The following is a 15,019-nucleotide window of genomic DNA, read 5'->3' as shown; positions in this document are numbered from 1 at the left end:
GGACAAGAATTGTCTAGAATTAGATTGTACGAAATCGCAAAAGAACTGGGGAAGGAAAGTAAAGAGGTAGTAGCTCGGGCTAAGGAATTAGGTCTAGAAGTTAAAAGCCACTCGTCCAGCGTAGAAGAAGAAGCAGGTCAGCGCATCAAGGCTAGCTTCGCGACTAAAGAAGTTGCTAAGCCTCTTCCAGAAAAAAAGGTAAATTCCCAGCCAGCACCAAATAAAGTAGCTGAAAAAACAGCTGCTCCAGTCCAAAAAGAAGTGGCCCCTGTTAAAAAAGAAGAGCCAAAAGTTGCCGACGCACCAGCAGCTGAAGCTCCAGCTAAACCGGCTCCAGCTCGGCCACAAAGTCGAAATTTTAAGGCAGAGCGTGAAGCACGTGCTAAGGAACAAGCAGAGCGTCGTAAGCAGCAACAAAATCGGAAACCACAAAATTCTGACCAGAAGGAAAGTAATGAGCGTGATCGTCATGACCGCAAGGCCAACAACGATCGCCAAGAGCGTCGCAATGACCGTCGTGATAATCGTGGTCAAGATGGCCGTCGGAATGGTCAGAATCATCAAGGATTTAACGCTCCAAACCGCCAACAGCCTCAAGGTCCGAAAATTGACTTTAAGGCTCGGGCAGCAGCTCTGAAAGCAGAGCAAAATGCGGAGTACGCACGTTCTAGCGAGGAGCGTTTCAAGCAGGCTCAAGCAGCTAAAGAGGCACAGGAACGTCAGAATAGACGGAAAGAGCCAGTCCAAGCAGAGCCAACAACTGCTGAAGTATTTAAAGCTACTCCGGCTGAAACAGTCCAACCGGCTGCTCCTGCACCAGCACAAGCTGCAGTAGATACTCGTCGTAAAAAACAAGCTCGACCAGATAAGAAGCGCGATGATTTTGATCGCGAAGAAGAAGGTCCAAGAAAACAACAAAAGAATCGAAATAGTCAAAATCAAGTGAGAAATCAAAGAAACAGTAACTGGAATAACAATAAGAAAAATAAAAAAGGAAAAGGTAACCAGAATCAGGTTCCAAAACCTGTTACAGAACGCAAGTTCCATGAGTTGCCAAGCGAATTCGAATACACAGATGGCATGACCGTTGCGGAAATCGCAAAACGGATCAAGCGCGAGCCAGCTGAAATTGTTAAGAAGCTCTTTATGATGGGCGTGATGGCAACACAAAACCAATCTCTTGACGGTGATACTATTGAGCTACTCATGGTGGATTACGGTATCGAAGCTAAGAAGAAGGTAGAAGTGGATACAGCTGATATTGAGCGCTTCTTTGTCGAAGAAGGCTATATCAATCCAGATGCCTTGGTAGAGCGTCCGCCAGTTGTCACTATCATGGGACACGTTGACCATGGTAAAACAACCCTCTTGGATACTCTACGTAACTCTCGCGTTGCGACAGGTGAAGCGGGCGGCATCACTCAGCATATTGGTGCCTACCAGATTGAGGAAAATGGCAAGAAGATTACTTTCTTGGATACACCTGGACACGCGGCCTTTACTTCGATGCGCGCGCGTGGTGCTTCTGTTACCGATATTACCATCTTGGTCGTAGCAGCTGATGACGGTGTTATGCCTCAGACTATTGAAGCGATCAACCACTCTAAAGCCGCTAATGTGCCAATTATTGTGGCCATCAACAAGATCGATAAGCCAGGTGCCAATCCTGAGCGCGTAATTGGTGAATTAGCTGAGCATGGTGTTATGTCAACTGCTTGGGGTGGAGATTCTGAGTTTGTTGAAATCTCTGCGAAATTCAACCAAAACATCGATGAGCTTTTGGAAACAGTACTTCTTGTAGCAGAAATCCAAGAACTCAAGGCAGATCCGACTGTTCGCGCTATCGGTACGGTTATCGAAGCCCGTTTGGATAAAGGAAAAGGTGCAGTTGCAACACTTCTTGTCCAACAAGGTACGCTGAATGTTCAAGATCCAATCGTTGTCGGAAATACCTTTGGACGTGTCCGTGCTATGACCAATGACTTAGGTCGTCGTGTCAAAGTGGCAGGTCCATCTACACCGGTTTCTATCACTGGTCTCAACGAAACTCCGATGGCAGGTGACCACTTTGCCGTCTATGAAGATGAAAAAGCTGCGCGTGCAGCTGGTGAAGAACGTGCGAAACGTGCCCTTCTCAAGCAACGTCAAGCTACTCATCGTGTCAGTCTGGAAAATCTCTTTGATACCCTCAAAGCTGGTGAAGTTAAGTCTGTTAACGTCATTATCAAAGCTGACGTACAAGGTTCTGTAGAAGCCTTGGCTGCTTCCTTACAGAAGATTGAAGTGGAAGGCGTTAAGATTACCATTGTCCACTCAGCGGTTGGTGCTATCAATGAATCCGACGTAACTTTGGCAGAAGCTTCAAACGCCTTTATCATTGGATTTAACGTTCGCCCTACACCGCAAGCTCGCCAGCAAGCAGAGGCTGATGATGTAGAAATCCGTCTTCACAGCATTATCTATAAGGTTATCGAAGAAATGGAAGATGCCATGAAAGGAATGCTGGACCCAGAATACCAAGAAAAAATCATCGGGGAAGCCCTTATCCGCGAAACTTTCAAAGTTTCCAAGGTTGGTACTATCGGTGGATTCATGGTTATCAATGGTAAAGTTACCCGTGATTCTAAGGTTCGTGTCATCCGTGATGGCGTCGTGATTTACGACGGTCAGTTGGCTAGCTTGAAACACTTCAAGGATGATGTGAAAGAAGTCACTAACGGCCGCGAAGGTGGTCTCATGATTGACGGCTATAACGATATCCAAGTGGATGATACGATTGAAGCCTACATCATGGAAGAAATTAAGAAATAAGAGAAATCCGTCGAAAACTCTCAGTGAAAAGCATATTGGATGGAAGTCGATACTTCTAGTCCAAGTACCTTTTTCGCAAAGAGCTTAGAGCGAGTTTCATTCAACTAAAATTAATAAGGAAATCCTATGGCAAATCATTTTCGTACCGACCGTGTAGGAATGGAAATCAAGCGTGAAGTCAATGAGATTTTGCAAAAGAAAGTCCGTGATCCACGTGTTCAAGGTGTGACCATTACCGATGTCCAAATGCTGGGCGATCTGTCTATGGCCAAGGTCTACTATAGCATCATGAGTGACTTGGCTTCAGATAATCAAAAGGCACAGCTGGGCTTGGAAAAGGCAACCGGCACCATTAAGCGTGAACTGGGTCGAAATCTCAAGATGTATAAGATTCCAGATTTGACCTTCGTCAAAGACGAGTCTATTGAGTACGGTAACAAGATTGACCAGATGCTACGCAATTTGGAAAAACATTAATTAAGAAGAGTGAGATGGGGCAGTGTTTACGGGTCCTGTCTCATTTTTATTTTTGAAAAGACTTTTTAAAAGTTTTGAAAAAAGGTGTTGACAAGGGGAGATTATCCTGTTATACTAGTAAAGTACTCAATCGCGGGGATGGCGGAATTGGCAGACGCGCAGGACTAAGGATCCTGTGACCGCTTTAGGTCGTGAGGGTTCAAGTCCCTCTCTCCGCATAGGATTAGCTGACTTCGGTCAGTTTTTTTGTTTTCTCAAAGAAGCTGAAGATGCCTGAATTCAAAAATTGCTTGGGAATTACTTAAAATTTCAGGAAAAACTAGCAATTTTAATGAAAAAGTGATAAAATAAACAATGTAAGTGGTTCATTCCACAAAAAATTAGAGGAGGCCTATTACAAATGGCAATCGTTTCAGCAGAAAAATTTGTCCAAGCAGCTCGTGACAATGGTTATGCAGTTGGTGGATTTAACACAAACAACCTTGAGTGGACTCAAGCTATCTTGCGTGCAGCAGAAGCTAAAAAAGCTCCAGTTTTGATCCAAACTTCAATGGGTGCTGCTAAATACATGGGTGGTTACAAAGTTGCTCGCAACTTGATCGCTAACCTTGTTGAATCAATGGGTATCACTGTACCAGTAGCTATCCACCTTGACCACGGTCACTACGAAGATGCACTTGAGTGTATCGAAGTTGGTTACACTTCAATCATGTTTGACGGTTCACACCTTCCAGTTGAAGAAAACCTTAAATTGGCTAAAGAAGTTGTTGAAAAAGCACACGCTAAAGGTATCTCAGTAGAAGCTGAAGTTGGTACTATCGGTGGTGAAGAAGACGGAATCATCGGTAAAGGTGAATTGGCTCCAATCGAAGACGCTAAAGCAATGGTTGCAACTGGTATCGACTTCTTGGCAGCTGGTATCGGTAACATCCACGGTCCATACCCAGCAAACTGGGAAGGTCTTGACCTTGACCACTTGAAGAAATTGACAGAAGCTCTTCCAGGCTTCCCAATCGTATTGCACGGTGGTTCAGGTATTCCTGATGACCAAATCCAAGCAGCTATCAAACTTGGTGTTGCGAAAGTTAACGTTAACACTGAATGCCAAATCGCATTCGCTAACGCAACTCGTAAATTTGCTCGTGACTACGAAGCAAACGAAGCAGAATACGACAAGAAGAAACTCTTCGACCCACGTAAATTCTTGGCTGACGGTGTAAAAGCTATCCAAGCATCAGTTGAAGAACGTATCGACGTATTCGGTTCAGAAGGTAAAGCATAAGAAGCTTGTGAAAGCTTGATATAACAGGGTTTATCCGATTTGGATAAACCTTTTTTGTTTGTTTTGCCACACTTATTTAGTTAAAGAATCTAATACAGGAATAATTAGATCTTTTGTTTTTTGTGTAAGGTGCAAATAGATATCTGTAACACGACTTCCTCGTGTGTGTCCAACACGATCTTGAATTGCTTCGAGTGGAATTCCTTGCTCAGCTAAAAAGCTGATATGTGTGTGACGAAAAATATGAGTTGAAATAGAATCGTCATTAGTACGAGAGTTTGAGCGCCGACGTTTAACATTTGAATTAGAATAACAGGAATAGCTAGTACAAAAGCTTAAAATATTTTAAAGATGGCATAAAAAATAGTAATTGAAGATATGGTATAATAGAATGAAATCAAGTAATGGCAATATATTCAACTTAATCGAAACAGTATAAAATTACGAGGAGATTGTAAGATGAGCAATTATATAAAATTCAATGAAGATAGATGGAATAATGTAAAAAATGACTATACTGAGCCATTGACACATGAAGAATTAGAAGAAGTTAGAAAACATCCAATTTCTGTTGCCTTAACTGTTGGGAAAAAAGTTCCGAAAGAATGGTTTGAAAAAGCCAATGGAAAAAAGATATTAGGGTTAGCTTGTGGTGGTGGACAGCAGGGTCCCGTTTTCGCTGCAAAAGGTTATGATGTAACCATAATGGATTTTTCTAAATCGCAATTAGAAAGAGATGAGTTGGTTGCTAAAAGAGAAGGCTTAAAGATCAATACCGTTCAAGGCGATATGACAAAACCGTTCCCATTTGAAAATGAAACTTTTGATATTATTTTTAATCCGGTTTCAAATGTATATATAGAAGATTTAGAAAACATGTATAAAGAAGCCTCTCGAGTATTGAAAAAGGGTGGACTGTTAATGGTCGGATTTATGAACCCTTGGATATACATGTATGATGCTGACACTGTATGGGACAAACCTGATGAGGAATTACTTTTAAAGTTTTCACTACCTTTTAATTCAAGAGAGCTTGAAGAGGAAGGCAAGATAACCATAAATCCAGAATATGGATATGAATTTAGCCATACCTTAGAAACTCAGATTAGAGGACAACTTAAAAATGGTCTCGCTATGATAGATTTTTATGAATCGTGTGACAAAAGAAATCGATTATCACGTTATGGAAATGATTATATAGCTACACTTTGCATTAAACTATAATATTATAGAATACACTTCAGGAGAATAGCCCGTTTTATTTTCCGTAAGGGTTAAAATCTAAAAATCCCAGTTTGTCGAAATAAAATAATTAAATAAAATGATAGAGAGGAAGTAAAAGCAAATAGCCGCTACTTCCTTTTTTGTTGTCAAACATTCAAAAACGAAAAGGAGAATTTATGGAAGAACTGAAAAATACAGATAAAAAAGGTAGTAGCACAAAGAGAAAGATTGGAAAGACCACCTATGAGCTTCTTGTCCATTTCAATGGAAATGCAACTGAAACAATGCAAGATAAACTTACAAGAATAATGCCGAGGGAGCTTAGGAGAAAATCAGACGAAAAAAAGATGATTTTGATTAAAAATCCTTGACAAGTAGCAACAGAAAAAACAGCGAAGTATATTCTAATTTTATGTAGTGTAAGGCTTGCATAATATAGGAAATATAAACGAATAATCAGGTATAGATAGAAAATCTCGCTCCAGCGGGATTTTTCTTGTATAATGAAGCTAGAAAGTAGCTGATGGAGGTAAAGAAAGGGTGAAATGCAAGGAAAAGATATTTAGTGCTGTCATTGATCGGCCGGTCGGTTTTAAAGATTCTTTTGGGAATGTCTATCTGATTAACTATGGCTATATCCCTGAGCTGATGGGTGGAGATGGCGAAGAGCAGGATGTGTATATTATTTCCCGTGACCAGCAGCAGCCTCTGGAAAATTTTACAGGAAAGTTGGTTGCTATCATCCATCGGCGTGATGATATAGAAGACAAGTGGGTCTTGGCTCCTGCTAATGAGGAGATTGACAAAATTTTGATAGCGGAGCAGACTCAATTTATGGAGCAGTATTTTGATTCTTGGATTGAGATGGTGGAAGAGAGCAATGATTCAAGGCCCTAAAATCCATGATAAAGACCAGAAAACGGCTCTTGTGAGCGCTGTTCTAACTGGTTTAGCTTAATAATGAAAGTCTATATTCGATTAAGCTTTCCTCAATATCAGATAAAATTGCAAGATGGTCAGCCACGAAAAAAATCGCATGGATGAATCTGAAATGATTGGTCCATGCGATTTTTATATTTAAGGAGCTATCGTGAGCAAAGCTCTATCTAGCAGAACAGAAATGCTTACGCTTCTTTCTTTTTAAGTAAGAAGAGACCACCGCTTGTAGCCAGAAGAATCGTTGCAACTGTAAAGAGAGCAGAGTTTTCCTTGCTTCCTGTTTGTGGGAGCTGGGCCTGCTGACTATTGGTTGCTTTTTGAACTGTAGCGATAGGCTGTGCTTCGCTTGTTTTCTGAGCTAGGCTTTCTAATTGCTTTTCTTTTACTTTCGGAGCTGTCGGTTTGTCAGCTGGTTTGCCTGCTTGTTTTGGCTGAGGTTTTTGGTTCAAAATTTCAACAATTTCGACACTTGGTTTGTGAGTGACAGGCATATCTTTCAGCTCAGCCAATTCATCGCCAAAGACAGCGTTCGATACCCAACGGTAGAAGTGAATGGTATGCAGACGGTTGGTTGGATTTCCAGCATAAACGAAGAGAGGATGTTCCTTGTAATTACCAGAAATAGCAACGATTTTATTGGCTAATTTTTCGTTGCCTGGCCACCAGCCTGCGATGTAATAGTCACTGTCTGCAATAGTCGCCAAAGTCTTGAAGTTGGCAGGGGCTTTTGCGATCCAGTTTCCAGAATTAGAATAGAAGAGATCATTCTTCTTATAGCCACTAGTCAATGGATCTTTATCGTCTATAATAGCCTTCATTAGCCCTTCAAAATCGCTGCCGCCAGAGAATCTTTCCGCATCAAATCCATCTAGAACACCGAGTTTTTCAAGGCGTTGCATAGCAGAGCCGCCCACTACAATCGTTGGTTTGCGACCAAGGATAGACTTGTCAAACTTGTTACTTTCAAGGACGATGACATCAGCTTCATCAGGCGTATCGACAATATCAAAGCCTAGATTTTTCAGTGCCAGAGCGGTATGAGCAGGTGAGTCCACTCCTGCCCAGTAAAATTGATGAGGAGGTGCATAGACCTTCAGTGCTTTCAAGCTTGGCCCTTCCGGAACCTTATACAAGGCATCTCCATAAATAGCATAATCACCTAAGAGATTTGCAAAGGTGGATGTATCAACGATATAGCCATCTTCTGTCAAATAGACTTTCTTACCTTGGCGAATGGCTTGGTTGACAGCTTTGACTGCGCTGTCAGATGTATTAGCGATGACATAGTAAGGTGCAGAGTAGTTGATATCACGCGTCCGAGTAGCACGGAGAGCAGTGACTTCACCGAGTTTGCCATCAAAGAGTTTATCTTTAAAGATAGGCTCAGCTTTAAAGCCTCTCATATCTGGGAAGTTTACCAAAAGTTCAGCATACATGGCAGCCCAGGCAGATTCGTTTGATCCTTTGTAGAGGATATGGTTGGCATAGCCGCGCTTAGCTTGAGCCATATCGACAACTAGGTCGCCCTTCTTATAGTTGCCAACATCTTCCTTCAATTCTTGAATGACAACACCATTTCTCTTAAAGTATTCAATCATATTAAAGGCTTGTTGGGAATCATTGTCTTTGTCGAGACCCATAGGGATAACATAATAATCAGGGAAGAATTTTTTCTGACCATTTTTCACCCGTCCAACAACTTTGCCGTCAGGTCCGACCAACTCATTTTCAGCTTTTGGATCTTCAACCTTGTTGATGCCACGGAGATAGAAGTTGAGGCGCATTTCCATGAGCTTGTCAGGGTTTTGGGACAGGTAAGAGATACCTCCGAGGACAGCGTGATAGCCAGCCTTGTAGGATTCCTGATTGCCCTCAGGGATTTCAATAGTATGTCCTAATATGCCGTGGTACATGGCATAGACACCAGTGTAGCCGGAGAAGGAGTCATCCCAGCCATCGCCCCAGTCCAGTTTAGGGATGATATAGCTGTCATACTTAGAGTTAGCGACGCCAGCACGTCCCATGTGGTGGGCGTTTTCCAGCATATTTTCAGACAGAAGGTCGTATTCAAAGTTTGGATCGTGCGGCGGTGTCGCTGGCTCGATCAAGAATTCTTTAACGAATCCATGAATGTCATAAAGTGCAATTGGATTCCATTTGTTAATGAGTCCAGCTACAGTACGGGTTTCTAGGTTGGCCTGATAGCTAGTGTCGCGGTTTGGATCAATTCCGTTGGCAAGGGCACGCGTATTAGCAACATCTCCGTCAGGATTTTCAGTAAAGTCAAAGAGGAAAATGAATTTCTTGAGGAGTTCTTTGACATTTAGGGTGATATTTTTAGCAGCACCGTTAGCATCAGTTGTTTGGAAGGAAATTTGCTCCTTGGTCGCAAAAGTATTGAAGAGCCCAGTGATGATGTCGATGGCTGGCTGTTCATCAGCGTGGGTGTTATTGATAAGGACTGGAAGTTTATAGTCCAACGTACCATTTTTTAGCGCAGCTAACATTTCAGCTGGTTTAGTAAGGGCAACTTTATTGGTTGTGTTGAGGTAGTCGTCGATGCTCTTTTGGTCAGAGCTGATGATACCGAGCTTGATATCGCGACCTTGGGCACTCTTCCCGATGTTCTCAATCTGTACCAAGCGATCCGTTTTAGCATCTTTGCGACTCTTTTCGATGGCAGCCAGCATTTCATCGTGGGTATGGAAATCTTCATAAGGACGAAGGACAATATTCTTGCGAATGGTCAGGCCAAGATCTTCGCTGGTTCCGACTAATTCATGAGTTCCCATAAAGTTGCGGTAGGTTCTACGGATATTGTTTGGTGTGCGCAGGCTTAAGTCTTGCCCAAATAATTCATTAAATTTGAGGGAAACTTTGAGGTCATTTCCATCAGCTTTTTCTTCGACAGTGACAAATGGATCGCCTGTGAAGGTGCCGTCCTCCATTTTCCAAGTTTTCCACTCGCTAATCGGCTTGTTGTCCAGTGTCCAAGTGATTTTACCAGCTTGAGTTCCTTGCTCTTGAATAGTTTCTTCAATACTAGCTTTTTCGGACATATAAACCTTACTGTCAGCAAGCTGAACCTTGTTTTCTTGGGTGCTAGCTGCGCGGACTTCTGTTTTAGTCGTAGTGTCCAGTTTTTGGCTAGCATCAGTTGCTTTTTCCTCTGGGGCTGTGGCAGGAAGACTTGGAGCCTTGCTGTCGGCTTTGTCAGAAGCAGCTTCAGATGGGCTGCTTTTTTCTAGTGGTTCAGCTTGTGGAGTAGTCGAAGGTTCCTCGGCTTTTTCTGTACTTGCAGGTGTAAGCTGTTCCACCAGAGAACTGACTTTGCTGCTGTCTTGCGGAGGTTCAACAGGGTTAAGCGTATCAGCTGCCGCATTTCCTTGAGCTAAAACAGCTAAGAGAACCGCAGCGGATAGGCTGAGGGCTTGAGTATATAAGCGTTTCTTATAAGAATTTTTCATAAGAAACCTCCTTTTTAATGTGTTCTTAAATTTAGTATAACAGAGCTTGAAATCGTTTACAAATAAAAACATAGATAAAAAATAAACTTCTAACAAAAGGAAGAGATATGTGTAATTTCTGAAGAGTATCTGAACCTGATATCAAGAGAGCCATTTTTAGTGGGATGTTGCCAATATTTGAATCAATTATTTTTTAAAAATGGCTTGCAGGATTCACAGCTTGGGTTTCTGCAAATTCATGCAAAAAGCAGGCATTTATGCTACAATATTAGCAATAAAGATGATTGGAGCAAACGATGAAAGCGATTATTACGGTTGTTGGAAAAGATAAGGCAGGGATTGTGGCTGGTGTAGCTAGTAAAATTGCTGAGCTGGGGCTTAATATTGACGATATTTCCCAAACAGTCTTGGATGAGTTTTTTACCATGATGGCTGTTGTTTCAAGTGATGAAAAGAAAGATTTTGCGGCTCTTCGTAGCGAATTTGCGGCTTTCGGACAAGAGCTCAATGTCAAAATCAACATTCAAAGCGCAGCCATTTTTAATGCCATGTACAATATCTAAGGAGTGAAGGATGGATATTAGACAAGTAACAGAAACTATTGCCATGATTGAGGAGCAGAATTTTGATATTCGGACCATCACCATGGGCATTTCACTCTTGGACTGCATCGATACAGACATTGATCGAGCTGCTGAGAAGATTTACCAAAAAATCACGACCAAGGCTAAAAATTTGGTGGCAGTTGGGGATGAAATTGCAGCAGAGCTCGGGATTCCCATCGTCAACAAGCGGGTCTCAGTGACTCCGATTTCTCTGATTGGGGCAGCGACAGACAGCAGTGACTACGTGCCTCTGGCCAAGGCTTTAGACAAGGCGGCCAAGGAAATCGGTGTTGACTTTATCGGTGGCTTCTCGGCCTTGGTCCAAAAGGGCTATCAAAAAGGCGATGAAATCCTCATTAATTCCATTCCGCGCGCTTTGGCTGAGACGGACAAGGTCTGTTCCTCTGTCAATATTGGATCAACAAAAACTGGTATTAATATGACGGCTGTTGCGGATATGGGGCGGATTATCAAGGAAACGGCCCAGCTTTCTGACATGGGGGCGGCCAAGCTAGTCATCTTTGCCAATGCGGTAGAGGACAATCCTTTCATGGCAGGCGCTTTTCATGGTGTCGGTGAAGCAGATGTGGTCATCAATGTCGGTGTTTCTGGGCCTGGGGTCGTCAAGCGGGCTTTAGAAAAGGTCCGTGGTGAGAGCTTTGACGTGGTCGCTGAAACGGTCAAGAAAACGGCCTTCAAAATCACTCGTATTGGTCAGTTGGTCGGTCAGATGGCCAGCGAGCGTCTGGGCGTCAAGTTCGGGATTGTTGACTTGAGTCTGGCTCCAACACCGGCAGTCGGAGACTCAGTGGCTCGTGTCTTGGAAGAAATGGGCTTGGAAACAGTCGGCACTCATGGTACGACGGCGGCACTTGCCCTGCTCAATGACCAAGTCAAAAAAGGCGGTGTCATGGCTTGTAATCAAGTTGGTGGTCTGTCTGGTGCTTTTATTCCTGTGTCAGAAGACGAGGGCATGATTGCGGCTGTGCAAAATGGCTCGCTCAATCTAGAAAAGTTAGAAGCAATGACAGCTATCTGCTCGGTAGGTTTGGATATGATTGCCATTCCAGAAGCGACACCGGCTGAAACCATCGCTGCTATGATTGCGGATGAGGCGGCGATTGGCGTTATCAATCAGAAGACGACAGCAGTGCGGATTATTCCGAAAGGCAAGGAAGGCGATATGATTGAATTTGGCGGACTCTTGGGAACAGCTCCGGTCATGAAAGTCAATCAGGCTTCGTCAGCCGCCTTTATCGCGCGTGGTGGACAGATTCCAGCGCCAATTCACAGTTTTAAAAACTAAGTAAATAGAGGGTCTGTCTAAACAGACCCTTTCCCTCTGTCTTGCTCAGTCAAGTGCAAGACAAATAAGCCACTCTTAGACGAGTGGCCTTAATTAAAAGGAGACATTCATGGCAAAAACAAAATTATACATCATCCGGCATGGTAAGACCATGTTTAACACCATTGGTCGAGCTCAGGGCTGGTCGGACACTCCCTTAACTGAAGAAGGCGAACGTGGCATCCGTGAGCTAGGGATTGGGCTGAGAGAGTCTGGCTTGGAATTTACCAAGGCTTTCTCGAGCGACTCTGGCCGAACCATTCAGACCATGGGGATTATCCTAGAAGAGCTGGATTTGGTCGGGAAGATTCCTTATAAATTTGACAAGCGCATCCGAGAGTGGTGCTTTGGCAGCTTTGACGGGGCTTATGGTGGCGATCTTTTCCGTGGAGTGATTCCAAGGGTACGTGATACCGATAATTATAAAGAGCTGACTTTCCCAGAATTGGCAGACGGCTTGGTTGAAGTGGATACGGCTGGCTGGGCTGAGCCCTGGGAACAACTGAGCGGGCGGATTTTAGCTGGATTTACAGCTATTGCCCAAGAAGTGGAGGCCGCTGGTGGAGGCAATGCTTTGGTCGTCAGCCATAGTATGACCATCGGGACTTTTGCTTATCTGATTGATAAAGCCATTAGCAAAAATCCTGAGGTTGACAACGGCAGTGTGACAGTCGTCGAATATGAAAAGGGACAATTTACGATTCAGATCTTGGGGGATGTATCCTACCGTAAGGTTGGTGCAAAAATTTTGGACGCTAAATAAACAGTTAAAAGAAATCATGGAAATAGTTGAGTTTTATTGAGCTGTCTTCTTTCAATCTTAGAAACTGCTTTTTTTCAGAAACGTGATATAATGGAGGAGAATAAGGGGGTAAGTGTATGGCAAAAACGAGATTATACCTAATCCGGCATGGTAAGACCATGTTTAATACAATCGGACGAGCTCAGGGCTGGAGTGATAGTCCATTGACAGCAGAAGGTGAACGTGGCATCCATGAATTAGGAATTGGCCTGCGACAAGCAGGAATTGATTTTAAGATTGCTAGATCTAGTGATTCGGGTCGGACCATTCAGACTATGGGAATTATTCTGGAAGAGCTGGGCTTGACGGGAAAGATTCCTTATAGGTTTGACAAGCGCATTCGAGAGTGGTGTTTTGGCAGCTTTGATGGTGGCTATGATGGCGAGCTCTTTATGGGAGTTATGCCTAGAGTCTTTAATATCGACCATGTCCATCAACTCAGCTATGCTGAATTGGCAGAAGGTTTGGTGGAAGTCGATACGGCTGGCTGGGCTGAGAATTGGGAAAAACTCAGCGGACGAATTTGGCAAGGCTTCTCAGAGATTGCTGAGGAGCTGGAGTCTGCGGGTGGTGGCAATGCCTTGGTGGTTAGTCATGGCATGACCATCGGAACCTTTGTCTACCTGATTAATCGCATGCAACCTCATGGCCTAGGCAATGGTAGTGTGACCATCGTAGACTATGAAGATGGTCAATTTTCAGTTGTTTCCATCGGTGATATGTCCTATCGTGAAGTTGGAGCGAAAGAGCTGGAGGGCGAGGCTTGAGAAGAGGTCGCCATGAAAGAAAGAGAAAATTCTCTCTGTTTCGACTAATAAATAGGCTCTTATTTCTAGGGATTGGGATCAGTTTGCTGTTTGCTCTATTGCGAGTGCAAGATATGGATGAAGACTTGCCAACTTTTATGAATCATGCTCTTAAAGCCCGGAGTTCTGACTTGCCCAAGGTATCAGTTGATGATTGGGAGTTGACTTTAATCAATCGTAGCCATTTACAGGAAGAGTCTCATCCTAAGTTGACCCAAATTGATGATATTCAGGTAGATAGTCGTATTGCTGAAAATACCAGACAATTTCTAGATGCAGCTCGGGCCATTGCACCGGGAGAAACCTTGATTTCGGGCTATCGTAGCCGAGCTGAGCAGACAGATCTCTATGAAGAAGCCCTAGCCTTGGCTGAAGAAGAGGGCTTATCTCGGCAAGAAGCGGAGCAAGAAGTGCAAAAGCAGATCCAGCTACCAGGCGCCAGCGAGCATCAGACAGGCTTGGCGATTGATATGAGCGAGCCAGAAGGTCAGAATGATGAAGTGGCACACAAGATTGCGGAAATTGCCCCTAAATATGGCTTTATTCTGCGCTATCCTGAAGGGAAAAGCGATATTACTGGTGTGAATTTTGAAAATTGGCACTATCGTTATGTTGGCGTAGAGTCGGCCCAATATATGCAAAAACATCACCTAGTTTTAGAGGAATATCTGGCCCTTTTGAAAGAGTCGGCTCGGTAAATCGTTACAATCCATTGATAGACAAAAAATCAGCTGCTCAAATGAGCAAGCTGATTTTTAAATAAACAATAGTTCTGGAGTTGCGGCTGCTGCTTTTAATACATGTTAAGAGATAGAAAGTAATATCGCTTTATTAAGAACCTGATTATTTAAGCAACCTATAGAAATACAAGTTCGTAGATTGACATATTTGGGAAATAAGCGTATAATCGCAATATGATTGAGCGCTCACTCAATTTGTAGACAAAAAAAGGAGTTTATAAAATGATTGTTCAAGCAATACAATATAGTCGTTTCGGTGATGAAGAAGTGCTAGATTTGGTGAACGTTAAATCTGATGCTTTAGAAGCAAATCAAGTTAGGGTAGAAGTTCATGCTGTTGGTTTAAATCCCATTGATTTTAAGACTTTTGAGGGTGCAAAGCCACTCCGATTTCTATCTTTTATGACGAAACTAAAGAAGCCAAGTTGTTGGCTTGAGTCAAAATCATCTCTTTTTCCAAGAGGTGTTGGTCGGGATTTTGCTGGAGTTATCACAGAAGTTGGTGAAGGAGTAAGTCGGTT

General features: G+C 43.1%; 14 protein-coding genes and 1 tRNA gene. 13 read left to right on the top strand and 2 right to left on the bottom strand.

Annotated elements, in window-relative coordinates; genetic code table 11:
- The first annotated feature begins 9 nt into the window (after window positions 1-9).
- The 4 genes from infB (at window position 10) to RWS39_RS07175 (ending at window position 4,570) form a co-directional block, all read left to right on the top strand.
- On the top strand, window positions 10-2,811 hold the full coding sequence (infB, locus tag RWS39_RS07190) for a translation initiation factor IF-2 (RefSeq protein WP_314481941.1): 2,802 nt from the start codon (window positions 10-12) through the stop codon (window positions 2,809-2,811).
- 126 nt (window positions 2,812-2,937) lie between these two features.
- Complete coding sequence (gene rbfA, locus RWS39_RS07185; RefSeq protein WP_005590924.1) at window positions 2,938-3,288, top strand: 30S ribosome-binding factor RbfA; 351 nt, start codon at window positions 2,938-2,940, stop codon at window positions 3,286-3,288.
- A gap of 132 nt (window positions 3,289-3,420) precedes the next feature.
- Window positions 3,421-3,506: transfer RNA gene (locus tag RWS39_RS07180), tRNA-Leu, on the top strand.
- Between the two features lie 182 nt (window positions 3,507-3,688).
- Entirely contained in the window at window positions 3,689-4,570 is an 882-nt protein-coding gene (locus tag RWS39_RS07175; protein ID WP_247929324.1) for a class II fructose-bisphosphate aldolase, read from the top strand.
- Window positions 4,571-4,642: 72 nt separating this feature from the next.
- Here RWS39_RS07175 and RWS39_RS07170 read toward each other — a convergent pair whose 3' ends face one another.
- Entirely contained in the window at window positions 4,643-4,795 is a 153-nt protein-coding gene (locus tag RWS39_RS07170) for a site-specific integrase (RefSeq protein WP_239191721.1), read from the bottom strand.
- Window positions 4,796-5,029: 234 nt separating this feature from the next.
- Here RWS39_RS07170 and RWS39_RS07165 point away from each other — a divergent pair, with 234 nt between their 5' ends.
- The 3 genes from RWS39_RS07165 to RWS39_RS07155 all read left to right on the top strand — a co-directional run bounded on the left by RWS39_RS07165 (window position 5,030) and on the right by RWS39_RS07155 (window position 6,691).
- Window positions 5,030-5,794: a class I SAM-dependent methyltransferase gene (locus tag RWS39_RS07165; protein ID WP_314481938.1), complete on the top strand. Its 765-nt coding sequence runs from the start codon at window positions 5,030-5,032 to the stop codon at window positions 5,792-5,794.
- A 176-nt stretch (window positions 5,795-5,970) separates the two neighbouring features.
- Entirely contained in the window at window positions 5,971-6,165 is a 195-nt protein-coding gene (locus RWS39_RS07160; RefSeq protein ID WP_314481935.1) for a transposon-encoded TnpW family protein, read from the top strand.
- A gap of 169 nt (window positions 6,166-6,334) precedes the next feature.
- Window positions 6,335-6,691, top strand: coding sequence for an inorganic diphosphatase (locus RWS39_RS07155; RefSeq protein ID WP_125371897.1), 357 nt, complete (start codon window positions 6,335-6,337; stop codon window positions 6,689-6,691).
- Window positions 6,692-6,918: 227 nt separating this feature from the next.
- Here the strand turns inward: RWS39_RS07155 and RWS39_RS07150 are convergent, their stop codons facing one another.
- Window positions 6,919-10,200: an LPXTG-anchored zinc carboxypeptidase gene (locus RWS39_RS07150; RefSeq protein ID WP_314481929.1), complete on the bottom strand. Its 3,282-nt coding sequence runs from the start codon at window positions 10,198-10,200 to the stop codon at window positions 6,919-6,921.
- A 296-nt stretch (window positions 10,201-10,496) separates the two neighbouring features.
- Here RWS39_RS07150 and RWS39_RS07145 point away from each other — a divergent pair, with 296 nt between their 5' ends.
- The 6 genes from RWS39_RS07145 to RWS39_RS07120 form a co-directional block, all read left to right on the top strand.
- Window positions 10,497-10,763 carry an ACT domain-containing protein gene (locus tag RWS39_RS07145; RefSeq protein ID WP_314481927.1) on the top strand — a complete coding sequence of 89 codons (267 nt, stop codon included), beginning with the start codon at window positions 10,497-10,499 and terminating at the stop codon, window positions 10,761-10,763.
- Window positions 10,764-10,773: 10 nt separating this feature from the next.
- A complete protein-coding gene (locus RWS39_RS07140) occupies window positions 10,774-12,111 on the top strand; it encodes a PFL family protein (RefSeq protein WP_314481925.1) in 1,338 nt (445 codons plus the stop codon).
- A 109-nt stretch (window positions 12,112-12,220) separates the two neighbouring features.
- Complete coding sequence (locus RWS39_RS07135) at window positions 12,221-12,913, top strand: histidine phosphatase family protein (protein WP_314481921.1); 693 nt, start codon at window positions 12,221-12,223, stop codon at window positions 12,911-12,913.
- 116 nt (window positions 12,914-13,029) lie between these two features.
- Window positions 13,030-13,719 carry a histidine phosphatase family protein gene (locus RWS39_RS07130; RefSeq protein WP_314481918.1) on the top strand — a complete coding sequence of 230 codons (690 nt, stop codon included), beginning with the start codon at window positions 13,030-13,032 and terminating at the stop codon, window positions 13,717-13,719.
- Window positions 13,716-14,456 carry a D-alanyl-D-alanine carboxypeptidase family protein gene (locus RWS39_RS07125; protein WP_314481915.1) on the top strand — a complete coding sequence of 247 codons (741 nt, stop codon included), beginning with the start codon at window positions 13,716-13,718 and terminating at the stop codon, window positions 14,454-14,456. The genes RWS39_RS07130 and RWS39_RS07125 overlap by 4 nt, the downstream gene beginning before the upstream one ends.
- A gap of 264 nt (window positions 14,457-14,720) precedes the next feature.
- Window positions 14,721-15,019 (top strand): alcohol dehydrogenase catalytic domain-containing protein (locus tag RWS39_RS07120; protein ID WP_390896050.1); only part of this gene is annotated, 299 nt, incomplete at its 3' end.

Source organism: Streptococcus cristatus (assembly GCF_963529205.1).
In the GTDB taxonomy this organism is placed as follows: domain Bacteria; phylum Bacillota; class Bacilli; order Lactobacillales; family Streptococcaceae; genus Streptococcus; species Streptococcus cristatus_O.
This window is presented reverse-complemented; position numbering and strand designations above follow the sequence as displayed.

Excerpts from the sequence above, each read along its gene's own strand:
- RWS39_RS07135 (WP_314481921.1), top strand. The coding sequence starts at position 12,221 with ATGGCAAAAACAAAATTATACATCATCCGGCATGGTAAGACCATGTTT.
- RWS39_RS07130 (WP_314481918.1), top strand. The coding sequence starts at position 13,030 with ATGGCAAAAACGAGATTATACCTAATCCGGCATGGTAAGACCATGTTT.
- rbfA (WP_005590924.1), top strand. The coding sequence starts at position 2,938 with ATGGCAAATCATTTTCGTACCGACCGTGTAGGAATGGAAATCAAGCGT.
- RWS39_RS07165 (WP_314481938.1), top strand. The coding sequence starts at position 5,030 with ATGAGCAATTATATAAAATTCAATGAAGATAGATGGAATAATGTAAAA.
- RWS39_RS07150 (WP_314481929.1), bottom strand. The coding sequence starts at position 10,200 with ATGAAAAATTCTTATAAGAAACGCTTATATACTCAAGCCCTCAGCCTA.
- RWS39_RS07160 (WP_314481935.1), top strand. The coding sequence starts at position 5,971 with ATGGAAGAACTGAAAAATACAGATAAAAAAGGTAGTAGCACAAAGAGA.
- RWS39_RS07175 (WP_247929324.1), top strand. The coding sequence starts at position 3,689 with ATGGCAATCGTTTCAGCAGAAAAATTTGTCCAAGCAGCTCGTGACAAT.
- RWS39_RS07145 (WP_314481927.1), top strand. The coding sequence starts at position 10,497 with ATGAAAGCGATTATTACGGTTGTTGGAAAAGATAAGGCAGGGATTGTG.
- RWS39_RS07140 (WP_314481925.1), top strand. The coding sequence starts at position 10,774 with ATGGATATTAGACAAGTAACAGAAACTATTGCCATGATTGAGGAGCAG.